The organism is Micromonospora sp. NBC_01655, from assembly GCF_026339755.1.
GTDB lineage: Bacteria > Actinomycetota > Actinomycetes > Mycobacteriales > Micromonosporaceae > Micromonospora.
The window spans coordinates 5,127,045-5,142,106 of the sequence record NZ_JAPEQF010000001.1; the positions used below are offsets into that span (position 1 = coordinate 5,127,045).

Consider the following 15,062-nt stretch of genomic DNA (forward strand, 5'->3'; position numbering starts at 1 on the left):
GGGGTGGGGGTGGGGGTCATCGGGTGGCTCGGAGGGTGGCGTGCAGGTCCTGGAGGGGGCGCACGCGCATGTCGCCGCGGATGCGGGCCTCGATGCCCATCACGGCCGCCGCCGCGCCCGGGACCGTGGTGACGCAGGGGATGTCGGCCGTCACGGCGGCGCTGCGGATCTCGTAGCCGTCCGAGCGGGCGCTCGCCCCGGAGCCCTGCGGGGTGTTGACCACCAGGGCCACGTCGCCGCCGAGGATCATCGAGACTGCGTCCTCGCCCGCGCCGGACTCGTAGTGCTTGCGGATCTGCTCACAGGCGATGCCGTGCCGGCGCAGCACCTCGGCGGTGCCGGTGGTGGCGACGATCTCGAAGCCCAGGTCGGCCAGCCGCTTGATCGGGAAGATCATGCCGCGCTTGTCCCGGTTGGCCACCGAGACGAAGATCTTCCCGGCGGTCGGCAGCGACCCGTACGCGGCGGACTGGCTCTTGGCGAAGGCGTGACCGAAGTTGGTGTCGATGCCCATCACCTCGCCGGTGGACTTCATCTCCGGGCCGAGCAGCGAGTCGATGCCCTTGCCCGACGGGGTGCGGAACCGTTTGAACGGCAGCACCGCCTCCTTCACCGCGATCGGCGCGTCGGCCGGCATCGTCCCGCCGTCGCCCGTCGGCGGGAGCAGCCCCTCGGCGCGCAGCTCGGCGATGGTGGCGCCGAGGGCGATCCGGGCCGCCGCCTTGGCCAGCGGCACCGCCGTGGCCTTGGACACGAACGGGACCGTCCGGGACGCCCGCGGGTTGGCCTCCAGCACGTACAGCACGTCGTCCTTGAGCGCGTACTGGACGTTGAGCAGGCCACGCACGCCCACGCCCCTGGCGATCGCCTCGGTGTACCGGCGCACCTGCGCCAGGTGCGAGCCGGCCAGGGTGATCGGCGGCAGCGCGCAGGACGAGTCGCCGGAGTGGATGCCGGCCTCCTCGATGTGCTCCATCACCCCGCCGAGGTACACCTCGCCGTCGGCGTCGCAGAGCGCGTCCACGTCGATCTCGATGGCGTCGTCGAGGAACCGGTCCACCAGCACCGGGTGGTCCGGGGAGATGTCGGTGGCCCGGCCGATGTAGTCGCGCAGCGTCGGGTCGTCGTAGACGATCTCCATGCCCCGCCCGCCCAGCACGTACGACGGGCGGACCAGCACCGGGTAGCCGATCTCCTCGGCGATCGCCTTGGCCTCCTCGTACGAGGTGGCCATGCCGTGCGCGGGGGCGCGCAGCCCGGCCCGGGCCAGCACCGACCCGAACGCGCCGCGCTCCTCGGCCAGGTGGATCGACTCCGGCGAGGTGCCGACCACCGGCACGCCGGCGTTCTTCAGCCGCCGCGCCAGGCCCAGCGGGGTCTGCCCGCCGAGCTGCACGATCACGCCGACCACGCCCGGCCCGCCGGCCGCCTTCCCGGACGAGTCCTCGGCGTACCACACCTCCAGGACGTCCTCGAAGGTCAGCGGCTCGAAGTAGAGCCGGTCGGCGGTGTCGTAGTCGGTGGAGACGGTCTCCGGGTTGCAGTTGACCATCACCGTCTCGTAGCCCACCGCCCGGAGTGCCATCACCGCGTGCACGCACGAGTAGTCGAACTCGATGCCCTGGCCGATCCGGTTCGGCCCGGAGCCCAGGATGAGCACCTTGGGCCGGTCCGACGGCGCGACCTCCGTCTCCTGGTCATAGGTCGAGTAGTGGTACGGGGTGGTCGCCTCGAACTCGGCGGCGCAGGTGTCCACCGTCTTGTAGACCGGCCGGACGCCGAGACGGTGCCGCAGCGTGCGCACCCCGTCCTCGGCCGCCAGCTCGGGGCGCAGCGCGGCGAGCTGCCGGTCGGACAGCCCGGCCCGCTTGGCCCGGCGCAGCAGGTCGGCGTCGAGCACCGGGGCGTCCACGATCTCCGCCCGCAGCTCCACCAGCGCGGCGATCTGGTCCAGGAACCACGGGTCCATCCCGCCGGACGCCTCGGCGACCTCGGCGATCGACGCGCCGAGGCGCAGCGCCCGCTCGACGGTGTACAGCCGGCCGTCGTGCGGGACGCCCAGCGCGGCGAGGGTGTCCTCCTTCGTCGCCCCCCGCGGGTCGGGCTGGGTCCAGAACCCGGCCGCCTTCGTCTCCATCGAGCGCATCGCCTTGTTCAGCGCCTCGGTGAAGTTGCGCCCGAGGCTCATCGCCTCGCCCACCGACTTCATGGTGGTGGTCAGCTCCGGGTCCGCGCCGGGGAACTTCTCGAACGCGAACCGGGGGATCTTCACCACCACGTAGTCCAGGGTCGGCTCGAACGCCGCCGGGGTCTTGAGGGTGATGTCGTTGGGGATCTCGTCGAGGGTGTAGCCGATGGCCAGCTTCGCGGCGATCTTCGCGATCGGGAAGCCGGTGGCCTTCGACGCCAGCGCCGAGGAGCGGGACACCCGGGGGTTCATCTCGATCACGACGATCCGCCCGTCGGCCGGGTTGACCGCGAACTGGATGTTGCAGCCGCCGGTGTCCACCCCGACCTCACGCAGCACGGCGATGCCCAGGTCGCGCAGGCGCTGGTACTCCCGGTCGGTCAGCGTCATCGCCGGGGCCACGGTGACGCTGTCGCCGGTGTGCACGCCCATCGGGTCGACGTTCTCGATCGAGCAGACCACCACCACGTTGTCGTGGCGGTCGCGCATCAGCTCCAGCTCGTACTCCTTCCAGCCGAGCACGCTCTCCTCGATGAGCACCTCGTGCACCGGGCTGGCGGCCAGCCCCGCCCCGGCGATCCGGGCCAGGTCGGCGTCGGTGTGCGCCATGCCGGAGCCCAGGCCACCCATGGTGAACGAGGGCCGGATCACCACCGGCAGGCCCAGCTCGGCGGCGGTGGCCTCGACCTCGGCCATGGAGTGGCAGACCCGGGAACGCGGCACCAGGCCCGTCGGGTCGGCGACGCCGATCCGGGCGCCGGCCTTGGCGACGATGTCCTTGAACAGCTGTCGGTCCTCGCCCCGGTTGATGGCGTCGATGTTGGCGCCGATCAGCTCGACGCCGTACTTGTCCAGCACGCCGGCGGAGTGCAGCGCGACCGCCGTGTTCAGCGCGGTCTGCCCGCCCAGGGTGGGCAGCAGGGCGTCGGGGCGTTCCCTGGCGATGACCAGCTCGACGAACTCCGGGGTGATCGGCTCGACGTACGTGGCGTCGGCGAACTCCGGGTCGGTCATGATGGTCGCCGGGTTGGAGTTGACCAGGCTGACCCGGATCCCCTCGCTGCGCAGCACCCGGCACGCCTGGGTGCCGGAGTAGTCGAACTCGCAGGCCTGCCCGATGACGATCGGCCCGGAGCCGATCACCAGGATGTGCTTGAGATCGGTCCGCTTAGGCATTCGTGCGCCCCTCGCTGTGGGTCCGGCCCTCGATGAGCTCGGCGAAGCGGTCGAAGAGGTAGTCCGCGTCGTGCGGGCCGGCCGCCGCCTCGGGGTGGTACTGGACGGTGAAGGCGGGCACGTCCTTCGCCCGCAGCCCCTCGACCACGTTGTCATTGAGGCAGACGTGCGACACCTGGACGCCGCCGAACTCGGTCTCGATCACCTGGTCGGGGACGACCGCCCCCTGGTCCGCGCCCGGCACCCGCACGGCGAAGCCGTGGTTGTGGCTGGTCACCTCGACCTTGCCGGTGACCCGGTCGAGCACCGGCTGGTTGATGCCGCGGTGGCCGTAGCCGAGCTTGTAGGTGCCGAAGCCCAGCGCCCGGCCGAGGATCTGGCTGCCGAAGCAGATGCCGAACAGCGGGATCCGCCGGCGCAGCACCTCCCGGGCGATCCCGACCGGGCCGTCGGCGGTGGCCGGGTCGCCCGGGCCGGGCGAGAGGAACACCGCGTCCGCGCCCGTGGCGAGCAGGTCGTCGATGCCCGACGAGGCGGGCAGCACGTGGGTGGTGACCCCGCGCGCGGCGAGCCGGCGCGGCACGTTGCGCTTGATGCCGAGGTCCAGCGCCGCCACCGTGAACCGGTGCGCGCCCTCGGCCTCGACCACGTACGGCTGCGCCGTGGTCACCTCGGCGGACAGGTCCGCGCCGACCATCTGCGGCGCCTGGCGGACCCGGGCCAGCAGGGCGCGCGGGTCGTCGTCGACGCTGGAGATGCCGACCCGCATCGCGCCGCGCTCGCGCAGGTGCCGGGTCAGCGCCCGGGTGTCCACCCCGCCGATGCCGACCACGCCCTCGGCGGCGAGCCGGTCCTCCAGCCCGCCGGTGGCCCGCCAGTTCGAGCCGATCCGGGCCGGGTCACGGACCACGTACCCGGCGACCCAGATCCGGCCGGACTCGTCGTCCTCGCCGTTGACGCCGGTGTTGCCGATGTGCGGCGCGGTCTGCACCACCACCTGCCGGTGGTAGGACGGGTCGGTCAGGGTCTCCTGGTAACCGGTCATGCCGGTGTTGAAGACCGCCTCGCCGAAGGTCTCCCCGACGCTGCCGTACGCCTCGCCGTGGAACGTGCGCCCGTCCTCAAGGACGAGAATCGCGGGACGCCTTCTCATGCTGCACTTCCTTCGATCCGGACTGCGGGGCTCCGCTCCGCTGCACTCCTCGCTCGGACCGCACTTCCTTCGATCCGGACTGCGGGGCTCCGCTCCGCTGCACTCCTCGCTCGGATCACCTGACTGCCTTTCCGTCCAGGACCGTCGGCTCGCCGCGCAGGAAGGTCGCCACGATGCGACCTGGCAGCGTCATGCGGGCGTACGGGGTGTTGCGACTGCGGCTGGCCAGCTCGGCGGGCTCGATTACCCGCCGGGCGGCCGGGTCGACCAGGGTGAGGTTGGCCGGCACGCCGGGGGCCGGGTCGAGGCCGTGCGAGTCGAGCCCGGCGATCCGGGCCGGGGCACGGGACATCCGCTCGGCGATCAGTTCCCACTGCGGGCCGAGCACGGCCAGGGCGATCGACAGCGCCGTCTCCAGCCCGAGCATGCCCGGCCGGGCGTACGCCCACTCGCACTCCTTGTCCTCCACGGCGTGCGGGGCGTGGTCGGTGGCGATGACGTCGATCACGCCCTCGGCGAGCGCGGCGCGCAGCGCGGCGACGTCGGCGGCGGTGCGCAGCGGCGGGTTCACCTTGTACACCGGGTCGTAGGCGCCGGCCGGACTCCAGTTGTTCGCGAGTGCGGGGCTCGCAGGCTCACTCCTCCCGCTCACCGAGCCTCCGCTGTTCGCGAGTGCGGGGCTCGCAAGCTCACTCCTCCCGCTCACCGAGCCTCCGCTGTTCGCGAGTGCGGGGCTCGCAAGCTCACTCCTCCCGCTCACCGAGCTTCCGCTGTTCGCGAGTGCGGGGCTCGCAAGCTCACTCCTCCCGCTCACGACCTCGTCGGTCAGCAGCAGGTGGTGCGGGGTGACCTCGGCGGTGACCCGGACGCCGCGGGCCCTGGCCTGGCGCAGCACCTCGACGCTGCCGGCGGTGGAGACGTGGCAGACGTGCAGCCGGCTGCCGACGTGCTCGGCGAGCAGCACGTCCCGGGCGATGATCGCCTCCTCGGCGACCGCCGGCCAGCCGGTCAGTCCGAGCCGGGTGGAGACCTCACCCTCGTGCATCTGCGCGCCCTCGGTGAGCCTGGGCTCCTCGGCGTGCTGGGCGATGATCCCGTCGAACGCCTTGACGTATTCGAGGGCCCGGCGCATCAGCAGCGGGTCGGCGACGCAGTGCCCGTCGTCGGAGAAGATCCGCACCCGGGCCGCCGAGTCGGCCATCGCGCCCAGCTCGGCCAGGCGCCCGCCGGCCAGTCCGACGGTGACCGCGCCGATCGGCTGCACGTCGACCAGGCCCGCCTCCCGGCCGAGCCGCCAGACCTGCTCGACCACCCCGGCGGTGTCGGCGACCGGGGAGGTGTTGGCCATCGCGCAGACCGCCGTGTACCCGCCCAGCGCCGCCGCCCGGGAGCCGGACTCGACGGTCTCGGCGTCCTCGCGGCCCGGCTCGCGCAGGTGGGTGTGCAGGTCGACGAGGCCGGGCAGGGCGACCAGCCCGGTGCCGTCGAGCACGGCGGCGTCCGGCGCGGCCAGTCCCGGGCCTACCTCGGCGACGACGCCGTCGCGGATCAGCAGGTCGGTCGGCGCGGCGCCGACGACGCTCACGTTGGTGATCAGGTACGCGGTCACAGCTTGTTCCCCCCGAGCAGGAGATAGAGGACGGCCATCCGCACGGAGACCCCGTTGGCGACCTGTTCGACGATGGTGGAGCGGGGCGAGTCGGCGACCTCGGGCGTGATCTCCATGCCCCGGTTCATCGGCCCGGGGTGCATGACGATCGCGTGCTCGGGCAGCCGGCGCATCCGCGGGCCGTCCAGCCCGTAGCGGCGGGCGTACTCGCGGGCGGAGGGGAAGTAGGAGTCGTTCATCCGCTCCCGCTGCACCCGCAGCATCATCACCACGTCCACGTCGGGGAGAACGACGTCGAGGTCGTAGGAGACGTCGGTGCCGGGGGCGAGCGCCGCCGCGATGTCCACCGGGATGAGCGTGGGCGGGCCGACCAGGGTGACCTTCGCGCCGAGGGTGGACAGCAGCAGCACGTTGGAGCGGGCCACCCGGGAGTGCAGCACGTCACCGACCACGGCGACCCGCAGGCCGGCGAGCCGGCCCAGCCGGGAGCGCATCGTGTACGCGTCGAGCAGCGCCTGGGTGGGGTGCTCGTGGGTGCCGTCACCGGCGTTGACCACCGACCCGGCCACCCAGTCGGCCAGCCGGTGCGGCGCGCCGGAGGCGGGGTGCCGGACGACCACCGCGTCGGCCCCCATGGCCTGGAGGGTGAGCGCGGTGTCCTTCAGGCTCTCCCCCTTGGCGACGCTGGAGCCCTTGGCCGAGAAGTTGATCACGTCGGCGCTGAGCCGCTTCGCCGCCGCCTCGAAGGAGATCCGGGTCCGGGTGGAGTCCTCGTAGAACAGGTTCACCACGGTCCGGCCGCGCAGCGCGGGCAGCTTCTTGACCTCGCGCCCGGCGACGGTGGCCATCTCGGCCGCGGTGTCCAGGATCTGGGTGGCGGCGGCGGCGTCCAGGTCGGCGCCGGAGAGCAGGTGGCGGATCATGAGGGGAGCGCCTCTCCGTACAGCCGGACCTCGTCCGCGCCGTCGGTCTCGGCGAGGGTGACCCGCACGCTCTCGGCCAGCGCGGTCGGGATGTTCTTGCCCACGTAGTCGGCGCGGATGGGCAACTGCCGGTGGCCCCGGTCGACCAGCACGGCGAGCTGCACCGAGGCGGGGCGGCCGACGTCGCCGAGCGCGTCGAGGGCGGCCCGGACCGTGCGGCCGGAGAACAGCACGTCGTCGACGAGGACAACCCGCTGGCCGTCGATCCCGCCGGGCGGAAGCTGGGTCGGGCCGACCGCTCGGGTGGCGTTGCGACGCAGGTCGTCGCGGTAGAGGGTGATGTCGAGCACACCGACCGGGACGACGATGTCCTCGAAGGTGCTGATCCGGGCGGCGAGCCGCCGCGCCAGCGGCGCGCCCCGGGTGGGGATGCCGAGCAGCACGGTGTCGGCGGCGCCCTGGGTCTTCTCCAGGATCTGGTGGGCGATGCGGTCCACCACCCGCGAGACGTCCGCTGCGGTGAGGATCACCTTCACCGAGGGTTGTCGCGGTGGCGACGGGTGGGCAGCCGGTGGGTAGGCCACGGCGGACCTCCTTCCCCGCCTCACGGGACGGGTCGTTAAAGGATGTCTGGCACCTCCGGCGGACCGCGAACGGGCCGGACCGGGGCTTCACGCCACGTTACCAGCGGTCACGTGGTACGCCGCCGCCGGCACTGACCCCTGGATCAGGGTGGCGAATCGGGATAAGTCACCCTGCGCTCCCCAACGGTAGGGTCACGACCACTTGACCAGGTGTCGCAATCCCCGTACCGTCACGCTCCGTAGCGATCGCTGGGAGAACCCCGAGCAGCACTGGGAGTGTCCGAATGCCCTCTGAATACGCCAAGTCGCTGGGTGCCCGCCTGCGCTCCATCCGCCAGCAGCAGGGCCTGTCCCTGCAAGGGGTGGAGGAGAAGTCGAACGGGCGGTGGAAGGCCGTGGTGGTCGGCTCGTACGAGCGCGGTGACCGCGCCGTCACGGTGTCCCGCCTGGCCGAGCTGGCCGACTTCTACCGGGTGCCCGTCTCCGAGCTGCTGCCCGACGGCAGCGGGGTACGCCACGAGCCCACCAGCAAGATCGTGCTGGACCTGGAGCGGCTCTACGACGAGGCCTCCGAGGAGCTGGCCTACGTCGCCCGGTACGCCCGCGCCATCCAGCAGCAGCGCGGCGACTACAACGGCCGGGTGCTCTCCATCCGCGCCGACGACCTGCGCGCCCTGGCGATCGTCTACGACGCCTCGCCGTCCGGCCTGATCGAGCGCCTCACCGAGCACGGCGTGCTCGTCGCCGACCCGCGGGCGTTCTTCGCCTCCTGACCCAGGTCGACCGAGCGAAGGGCCCGTGCCGGACGGCACGGGCCCTTCGCTCGTCGTGTGGGGCGCGGCGACGCCGCCGACTCAGCGGGTGGCGTACTCGGCGATCCGGCCGAGCACCCCGTTGAGGAAGCGCGGCGAGTCGTCGGTCGACATCTGCCGGGCCAGCTCGACGGCCTCGCTGATCGCCACCGCGTCGTCGAGCTCGTCGACGTAGAGCAGCTCGTACACCGCGATCCGGGCCAGGTTGCGGTCGACGACCGGCATCCGGTCCAGCGTCCAGCCCTCGGCGTAGCTGGCGATCAGCTCGTCGATCCGGTCCAGGTGCGCGGCCACCCCCTCGACGAGGCCGACCGCGTACCCGAGGTGCTCCGGGTGGGGCTTCTCGATCCGCTCGACGTAGCCGGCGAGCACCTCCACCGGGGGCCGGTTGCGCAGGTCGGCCTCGTAGAGCACGTCCAGCGCCCGCTTGCGCGCCTTGCGGCGCGCCGGCATCTGCTGCTTGGCGCCCTCGGCCATCAGGCGCGGCCGAGGTAACGGCCGTCGCGGGTGTCGACCTTGATCTTCTCGCCGGTGGTGATGAACAGCGGCACCTGCACGGTCGCGCCGGTCTCGACGGTCGCCGGCTTGTTGCCGCCGGTGGACCGGTCGCCCTGCAGGCCCGGCTCGGTGTAGGTGATCTCCAGCACGACGGAGGTCGGCAGCTCGATGTAGAGCGGCACGCCCTCGTGGGTGGCGACGGTCGCCTCGGCCTCCGGGAGGAGGTAGTTGGCCGCCTCACCCACGGTGCCACCGGGGACGGTGATCTGGTCGAACGTCTCCAGGTCCATGAAGACGTAGTCCTCGCCGTCGGCGTAGAGGTACTGCATCGTGCGCTTGTCCACGGTCGCGGTCTCGACCTTGGTGCCCGCGTTGAAGGTCTTGTCGACCACCTTGCCGGACAGCACGTTCTTCAGGGTGGTACGCACGAAGGCACCACCCTTACCGGGCTTGACGTGCTGGAACTCGACGACGGACCAGAGCTCTCCGTCGAGGTTGAGTACCAGGCCGTTCTTCAGGTCGTTGGTGGAGGCCATTTCCTGCCTTGATCATCAATTGGCGGACAGACCTGGCAAGTCTACTAGCTGCCGGCACCGGCCGTCCCCGCCGTCAGCCGCCGGCCGTTTCCGCCTCCGCTCGGGCCGCCAGGTGGTGCAGGGCGAGACGGTAGCCGTCGACGCCCAGCCCGCAGATCACCCCGGTCGCCACGGCCGAGACCACCGAGTGCCGGCGGAACTCCTCCCGGGCGTGGATGTTGGAGAGGTGCACCTCGACCAGGGGGCCGCGCAGCATCGCGCAGGCGTCCCGGACCGCGATCGAGTAGTGCGACCAGGCGGCCGGGTTGAGCACCACCGCCGCGCCCTCGTCGGCCGCCCCGTGCAGCCAGCCGACCAGCTCGTGCTCGGCGTCGGTCTGCCGGACCACCACGTCCAGCCCCAGCTCCCGGCCGGTCCGCACGCACAGCGTCACCAGGTCGGCGTAGCTGGTCGCCCCGTACACGTCGACCTGGCGGGTGCCCAGCCGGCCCAGGTTCGGCCCGTTCAGCACGTACACCCTCATGTGCTGCCTTTCGTTCGCGACTGCGGGGCTCCGCTGCGCTGCACTCCTCGCGCTCACCGGCATCGCCTTTCGTTCGCGACTGCGGGGCTCCGCTGCGCTGCACTCCTCGCGCTCACCGGGAGGTGATCTCCTCGTACGCGGCGTGCAGCAGTTCGTCGTCCGGGCCCTCCAGGATCGCCGGGCGGGCCAGGCCGTCGAGCACCACGAACCGCAGCCGCGAGCCGCGGGTCTTCTTGTCCACCCGCATCGCGGCCAGCAGCGCCGGCCACGCGTCGGCCCGGTAGCCCGTCGGCAGCCCGAGCGCCGTGAGCACCGTGCGGTGCCGCCGCGCGGTCGCGGGGTCCAGCCGGCCGGCCAGCCGGGCCAGTTCGCCCGCGTAGACCAGGCCGACGGCGACGGCGTGCCCGTGCCGCCAGCGGTACCCCTCCACCTTCTCGATGGCGTGGGCCAGGGTGTGGCCGTAGTTGAGCACCTCACGCACCCCGGACTCGCGCAGGTCGCCGGATACCACGTCGGCCTTGACCCGGATCGCCCGCTCGACCAGCTCCCGGACCACCGGCGAGGTCGGGTCGGTGGCCGCGGCCCGGTCCCGCTCGACCAGGTCGAGGATCACCGGGTCGGCGATGAACCCGCACTTGACCACCTCGGCCAGGCCGGCCGCCAGGTCGGCCGACGGGAGGCTGTCGAGCACCGCGAGGTCGCACAGCACCCCGACCGGCGGGTGGAAGCCGCCGACCAGGTTCTTGCCGGCCGCGGTGTTGATCCCGGTCTTGCCGCCGACGGCGGCGTCGACCATGCCGAGCAGCGAGGTCGCCACCGGCACCCAGCGCACCCCGCGCAGCCAGCAGGCCGCGACGAAGCCGGCCAGGTCGGTGACCGCGCCGCCGCCCACCCCGACCACCGCGTCGGTACGGGTGAAGCCCGCCTCGCCGAGCCGGTCCCAGCACGCGGCGGCCACCTCGATGGCCTTGCCCGCCTCGGCGTCCGGCACCTGCACGGTCAGCGGAGCCATCCCGGCGGCGGCCAGGCGGGCGCCGAGCGCGTCGGCCAGCCCCGTCAGCGGCGGCGCGTACAACACCGCCACCCGGGTCGCGCCGGGCAGCAACGTCGGGAGCGTGTCGAGCAGGTCGCGTCCCACCAACACGTCGTACGGCCGCTCGCCGCCGACCGGAATACGGGTCACCTCGTCCATCGCCCGGCAGCCTAGTCCAGCCGGCGGGGCCCCGGCGGCGACTGTCCACTCCGTGGCGGGCGGATCGTCACCGGGGCGTGACCAGCACGGCCCGGCAGCGTTTAGCCAGGAGAAGCGGGGGGCAGCGTTCAGCACGCACCGGCCTACGAGGCGGAGGTACCCGCGATGACCACACCCACGACCGACGACACCGACACCCGGGCGCCCGCCACGATCGACGGCGTCGACATCCGGGTGCCCGCCACCATCCTCGGCGTCGGCCTCGGCGGCTTCGCCGACGGCATCGTGCTGCACCAGGTGCTCCAGTGGCACCACATGCTCAGCAGCACCGGCAGCGACAACGTCGGGGTGAAGGCATACCCGGTGGACACGGTGCCCGGGCTGGAGATGAACACCCTGTGGGACGGGATCTTCCACGTGGTGACCTGGGTGGCGGTGCTGGCCGGCCTGGCCCTGCTCTACGCCCGGGTGACCCGGTCCCGGGGCCGGCTGTGGCGCTCGCCGGTGCTGTGGGGCTGGGCGCTGGTCGGCTGGGGGTTGTTCAACCTCGTCGAGGGGGTCGTCGACCACCACCTGCTCGGCATCCACCACGTGCGCGGCGGCGCGTACCGGACCTGGTGGGACCTCGGGTTCCTGGCGCTCGGCGCGGTGCTGGTCGCCGCCGGCTGGCTGGTGCGGCGCCGCGGCACGGCCGTGGACCTCTGCGCCGACCGGCGGTGACCCCGGCCCACGCCGGCCACGGCGCGTTCGCCCCGGGGCCGGCGCTGCTCGTACCCCTGGCGTTGTTCTGGCTCTACCTCGCCGCCGCGCTGCGGCAGCGGGGCCCGGGCGGCGGTGGGTGGCCGCACCGGCGGACGGCGGCCTTCGGCGCCGGCACGGGTCTGCTCGCGGTCGGGCTCGCCCTGCCGGCCGGCGGCTTCGCCGCGCACATGTGGCAGCACCTGCTGATCGGCATGCTCGCGCCGCTGGGCCTGGTGCTCGGCGCGCCGGGCACCCTGCTGCTGCGCACGGTGCACCGGCGGCGCGGCCGGGCGCTGGTCCGGCTGCTGCGCCGACCGGCCGTGGGCGCGCTGGCCCACCCGGTCACCGGGCTGGCGCTGACCGCCGGCGGGCTGTACCTGCTGTACCTGACGCCGCTGTACCGGGCCACCCTGACATCGCCGCCGCTGCACCACCTGGTGCACCTGCACTTCCTGCTCGCCGGTTGCCTGTTCACCTGGTCGGTCGCCGGCCCCGATCCCGGCCCGCACCGGCCCCGGGTGCCGGTCCGGCTGGTGGTGCTCGGCGTCGCCGTCGCCGCCCACGCCACCCTCTCCCAGCTCCTGTACGCCGGGCTGGCCGTGGACGTGCCGGGCCCGCCCGAGCAGCTCCGGGCCGGGGCGACGGTCATGTACTACGGGGGCGACCTGGCCGAGATCGGCCTCGCCCTGGCCCTCCTCGCCACCTGGCGACCGGTGCGGAAGGCCCCGCGGCCGGCGGTTCGGTCGCGTCCGGTGCCGGAGGCGGCCCATCCCTGACCCTCGCCGGGGCCGGGCGGGCCTCAGGGCTTGAGCAGGGCCGCGATCTCGGCGGCGATCTCCTCCGGGGCCCGCCCGTCGGTCACCACGGTCGCGGTCGCCACCTCGGCGTAGAGCGGGCGGCGCTGATCCATCAGGTGCTTCAGCGTCGCCCGCGGGTTGATCGCCAGCAGCGGCCGGCCGGCGCCCAGCCCGACCCGCCGCACCGCGTCGGGCAGCTCGACGCTCAGGTGCACCACGGTGTGCCCGACCAGGGCGGCCCGGTTCTCCTCCGCGAGCACCGCGCCACCGCCGAGGGCGAGCACGCCCGCGCAGGAGGCCAGCGCCGCGGCGGTGGCGGCCCGTTCGAGGGCACGGAAGTGCGCCTCGCCCTCGTCGATGAAGATCTCCGGGATCGGCTTGCCGGCCAGCCGCTCGATGTCGGCATCGGTGTCCCGGAACTGCACCCCGAGCAGCGCGGCGAGCGCCTCCCCGACGGTGCTCTTGCCGGACCCCGGCGACCCGACGAGGACACAGACCGGCCGGGTCCTCCCGCTCATCGGATCACCAGGTGGTCGAGGTAGCCGGCCAGGTTACGGCGGATCTCGGCCACCGAGTCGCCGCCGAACTTCTCCGTGGCGGCCTCGGCGAGCACCAGGGCCACCATCGCCTCGGCGACCACGGCGGCGGCCGGCACGGCGCACACGTCGGAGCGCTGGTTGATCGCCGTCGCCGGCTCCCCCGTGGTCACGTCGACGGTGGCCAGGGCCCGGTTCAGTGAGGAGATCGGCTTCATCGCCGCCTTCACCCGCAGCGGCTCGCCGGTGGTGATGCCGCCCTCCAGGCCACCGGCCCGGTCGGTCACCCGGCGCACCCCGGTCGCGGTCGGGATGATCTCGTCGTGCGCCTCGGAGCCCCGGGAGCGGGCCTGCTGCCAGCCGTCGCCGATCTCCACGCCCTTAATCGCCTGGATGGACATCAGCGCCGTGGCGAGCCGGGCGTCGAGCTTGCGGTCCCACTGCACGTGGCTGCCCAGGCCCGGCGGCACCCCGTACGCCAGCACCTCGACCACGCCGCCGAGGGTGTCGGCGGCCTTCTTCGCGGCGTCGACCTCGGCGACCATCCGGGCGCTGGCCTCCGGGTCGAGGCAGCGCAGCGGGTCGGCGTCGATCCGCTCGGCGTCCTCCGGCGTCGGTCGCAGCCCCGGCTTCGCGGCGACCGGGCCCAGCTCCACCACGTGCGAGACGATCTCGATGCCGAGGGCCTGCCGCACCAGCGCCTTCGCCACCGTGCCGACGGCGACCCGGGCGGCGGTCTCCCGCGCGCTGGCCCGCTCCAGGATCGGCCGGGCGTCGGTGTGGCCGTACTTCTGCATGCCGGCGAGGTCGGCGTGGCCTGGGCGCGGGCGGGTCAGCGGCGCGTTGCGGGCCTGCTGCGCCAGCTCGTCGGGGTCCACCGGGTCGGCGGCCATCACCGTCTGCCACTTGGGCCACTCGGAGTTGCCGATCCGGATGGCCACCGGGCTGCCCAGGGTGACGCCGTGCCGGAGGCCGCCGATGATCTCGACCTCGTCCCGCTCGAACGACATCCGGGCACCCCGGCCATAGCCGAGCCGGCGGCGGGCCAGCTCACCGGCGATCTCGCCGGTGGTCACCTCGATCCCGGCGGGCACGCCCTCCAGCATCGCGACGAGGGCGGGACCGTGCGATTCACCTGCAGTCAGCCAACGCAACACGTCGGCAAGTCTGTCACGACCGGGTTACCTCCCACGGCACCGCCCGCCGTGTCCCGCCCTGCGGACGCCGGCGTGAGGGGTGCGACCGTGCGCGGTGCCGCCGGCCGGATCAGGGGCGCCTGCCGGGCCCCGCGCCGATCAGTCTCTCGGCGTGCCGCTGCGCACTCCGGGATTCATCGCGATCCACTGATCTGCGACCCCCTCCGGCACGTCGCGGATCGACAGGGCACCGCCCCTGCGCTCCCGCGGGTACTGCGGAGGGATCACCTGGGCTCCCAGATACGAGGACACCCCCTCGAGAACCAGCGCAGCGAACACGAGCACGTACGGCAGGTGCGAGAACGTCAGTTCCAGCCAGGCGCGGAGCAGACTCGCCGTGCCGATCGCGACGACGACCAGCCGGGCGGGGCCGAGCAGCAGCGTTTCCAGCCGCTGCACCGTCAGCGCCCTGCGCATCCGGCCGGCGGAGCGCGGATCGAAGGGAAGGGTGACCGTCCGCGACCGCCGGAACAGCGACGCCCGCCAGGGCCGGACAGCCAGGGGCGCAGCCGGACTGCCGTCGGCCAGCGAGACCGGCGGGAACCTCAGCGAGGCCGCGGCCTGCCGTGGGATGACGAGTTCCTTGCGGGACACCTGA

Annotated in this window: 15 protein-coding genes; 3 read left to right on the top strand and 12 right to left on the bottom strand. The window is 73.2% G+C overall.

Translation table 11 applies throughout. The features are described 5' to 3' along the window. Window positions 1-16: 16 nt before the first annotated feature. The 5 genes from carB to pyrR form a co-directional block, all read right to left on the bottom strand. Window positions 17-3,364 (bottom strand): carbamoyl-phosphate synthase large subunit, encoded by a 3,348-nt coding sequence (gene carB, locus OOK41_RS23170; protein WP_117671656.1) that lies wholly within the window; start codon window positions 3,362-3,364, stop codon window positions 17-19. Continuing rightward, entirely contained in the window at window positions 3,357-4,517 is a 1,161-nt protein-coding gene (carA, locus tag OOK41_RS23175; protein ID WP_266266683.1) for a glutamine-hydrolyzing carbamoyl-phosphate synthase small subunit, read from the bottom strand. The genes carB and carA overlap by 8 nt, the downstream gene beginning before the upstream one ends. Window positions 4,518-4,632: 115 nt before the next feature. Further along, on the bottom strand, window positions 4,633-6,126 hold the full coding sequence (locus OOK41_RS23180; RefSeq protein ID WP_266266684.1) for a dihydroorotase: 1,494 nt from the start codon (window positions 6,124-6,126) through the stop codon (window positions 4,633-4,635). After that, complete coding sequence (locus tag OOK41_RS23185; protein ID WP_117671650.1) at window positions 6,123-7,049, bottom strand: aspartate carbamoyltransferase catalytic subunit; 927 nt, start codon at window positions 7,047-7,049, stop codon at window positions 6,123-6,125. Before OOK41_RS23185 ends, OOK41_RS23180 begins: the two co-directional genes overlap by 4 nt. Beyond that, the gene (gene pyrR / locus OOK41_RS23190) at window positions 7,046-7,633 is read right to left on the bottom strand and encodes a bifunctional pyr operon transcriptional regulator/uracil phosphoribosyltransferase PyrR (protein WP_117671648.1); all 588 of its coding nucleotides are present in this window, start codon (window positions 7,631-7,633) and stop codon (window positions 7,046-7,048) included. Before pyrR ends, OOK41_RS23185 begins: the two co-directional genes overlap by 4 nt. 284 nt (window positions 7,634-7,917) lie before the next feature. On the opposite strand from pyrR, the gene OOK41_RS23195 reads away from it, so the two are divergent. Beyond that, window positions 7,918-8,406 carry a transcriptional regulator gene (locus tag OOK41_RS23195; RefSeq protein ID WP_091436620.1) on the top strand — a complete coding sequence of 163 codons (489 nt, stop codon included), beginning with the start codon at window positions 7,918-7,920 and terminating at the stop codon, window positions 8,404-8,406. A gap of 81 nt (window positions 8,407-8,487) precedes the next feature. Here the strand turns inward: OOK41_RS23195 and nusB are convergent, their stop codons facing one another. From nusB to aroB, 4 genes are all read right to left on the bottom strand, one after another. Then, the gene (gene nusB / locus OOK41_RS23200) at window positions 8,488-8,898 is read right to left on the bottom strand and encodes a transcription antitermination factor NusB (RefSeq protein ID WP_207892875.1); all 411 of its coding nucleotides are present in this window, start codon (window positions 8,896-8,898) and stop codon (window positions 8,488-8,490) included. A gap of 23 nt (window positions 8,899-8,921) precedes the next feature. Beyond that, window positions 8,922-9,479: an elongation factor P gene (gene efp / locus OOK41_RS23205; protein ID WP_117671644.1), complete on the bottom strand. Its 558-nt coding sequence runs from the start codon at window positions 9,477-9,479 to the stop codon at window positions 8,922-8,924. A gap of 73 nt (window positions 9,480-9,552) precedes the next feature. Next, window positions 9,553-10,002 (bottom strand): type II 3-dehydroquinate dehydratase, encoded by a 450-nt coding sequence (gene aroQ, locus OOK41_RS23210; RefSeq protein ID WP_266266685.1) that lies wholly within the window; start codon window positions 10,000-10,002, stop codon window positions 9,553-9,555. Window positions 10,003-10,114: 112 nt separating this feature from the next. Continuing rightward, window positions 10,115-11,194, bottom strand: coding sequence for a 3-dehydroquinate synthase (gene aroB, locus OOK41_RS23215; protein ID WP_266266686.1), 1,080 nt, complete (start codon window positions 11,192-11,194; stop codon window positions 10,115-10,117). A gap of 165 nt (window positions 11,195-11,359) precedes the next feature. On the opposite strand from aroB, the gene OOK41_RS23220 reads away from it, so the two are divergent. After that, window positions 11,360-11,914, top strand: coding sequence for a DUF2243 domain-containing protein (locus OOK41_RS23220; RefSeq protein ID WP_266266687.1), 555 nt, complete (start codon window positions 11,360-11,362; stop codon window positions 11,912-11,914). Next, a complete protein-coding gene (locus tag OOK41_RS23225; RefSeq protein WP_266266688.1) occupies window positions 11,911-12,711 on the top strand; it encodes a cytochrome c oxidase assembly protein in 801 nt (266 codons plus the stop codon). The genes OOK41_RS23220 and OOK41_RS23225 overlap by 4 nt, the downstream gene beginning before the upstream one ends. A 23-nt stretch (window positions 12,712-12,734) precedes the next feature. On the opposite strand, the gene OOK41_RS23230 is transcribed toward OOK41_RS23225, so the two are convergent. The 3 genes from OOK41_RS23230 to OOK41_RS23240 all read right to left on the bottom strand — a co-directional run bounded on the left by OOK41_RS23230 (window position 12,735) and on the right by OOK41_RS23240 (window position 15,058). Beyond that, complete coding sequence (locus OOK41_RS23230; protein WP_117671636.1) at window positions 12,735-13,250, bottom strand: shikimate kinase; 516 nt, start codon at window positions 13,248-13,250, stop codon at window positions 12,735-12,737. Then, window positions 13,247-14,425, bottom strand: coding sequence for a chorismate synthase (gene aroC, locus OOK41_RS23235; protein ID WP_266266689.1), 1,179 nt, complete (start codon window positions 14,423-14,425; stop codon window positions 13,247-13,249). Before aroC ends, OOK41_RS23230 begins: the two co-directional genes overlap by 4 nt. A gap of 138 nt (window positions 14,426-14,563) precedes the next feature. Continuing rightward, window positions 14,564-15,058, bottom strand: a complete 495-nt coding sequence (locus tag OOK41_RS23240; protein WP_266266690.1) for a hypothetical protein — start codon at window positions 15,056-15,058, stop codon at window positions 14,564-14,566. Window positions 15,059-15,062 lie beyond the last annotated feature (4 nt).

Excerpts from the sequence above, each read along its gene's own strand:
- carA (WP_266266683.1), bottom strand. The coding sequence starts at position 4,517 with ATGAGAAGGCGTCCCGCGATTCTCGTCCTTGAGGACGGGCGCACGTTC.
- aroB (WP_266266686.1), bottom strand. The coding sequence starts at position 11,194 with ATGGACGAGGTGACCCGTATTCCGGTCGGCGGCGAGCGGCCGTACGAC.
- OOK41_RS23220 (WP_266266687.1), top strand. The coding sequence starts at position 11,360 with ATGACCACACCCACGACCGACGACACCGACACCCGGGCGCCCGCCACG.
- OOK41_RS23195 (WP_091436620.1), top strand. The coding sequence starts at position 7,918 with ATGCCCTCTGAATACGCCAAGTCGCTGGGTGCCCGCCTGCGCTCCATC.
- nusB (WP_207892875.1), bottom strand. The coding sequence starts at position 8,898 with ATGCCGGCGCGCCGCAAGGCGCGCAAGCGGGCGCTGGACGTGCTCTAC.
- OOK41_RS23185 (WP_117671650.1), bottom strand. The coding sequence starts at position 7,049 with ATGATCCGCCACCTGCTCTCCGGCGCCGACCTGGACGCCGCCGCCGCC.
- OOK41_RS23230 (WP_117671636.1), bottom strand. The coding sequence starts at position 13,250 with ATGAGCGGGAGGACCCGGCCGGTCTGTGTCCTCGTCGGGTCGCCGGGG.
- carB (WP_117671656.1), bottom strand. The coding sequence starts at position 3,364 with ATGCCTAAGCGGACCGATCTCAAGCACATCCTGGTGATCGGCTCCGGG.
- efp (WP_117671644.1), bottom strand. The coding sequence starts at position 9,479 with ATGGCCTCCACCAACGACCTGAAGAACGGCCTGGTACTCAACCTCGAC.
- aroQ (WP_266266685.1), bottom strand. The coding sequence starts at position 10,002 with ATGAGGGTGTACGTGCTGAACGGGCCGAACCTGGGCCGGCTGGGCACC.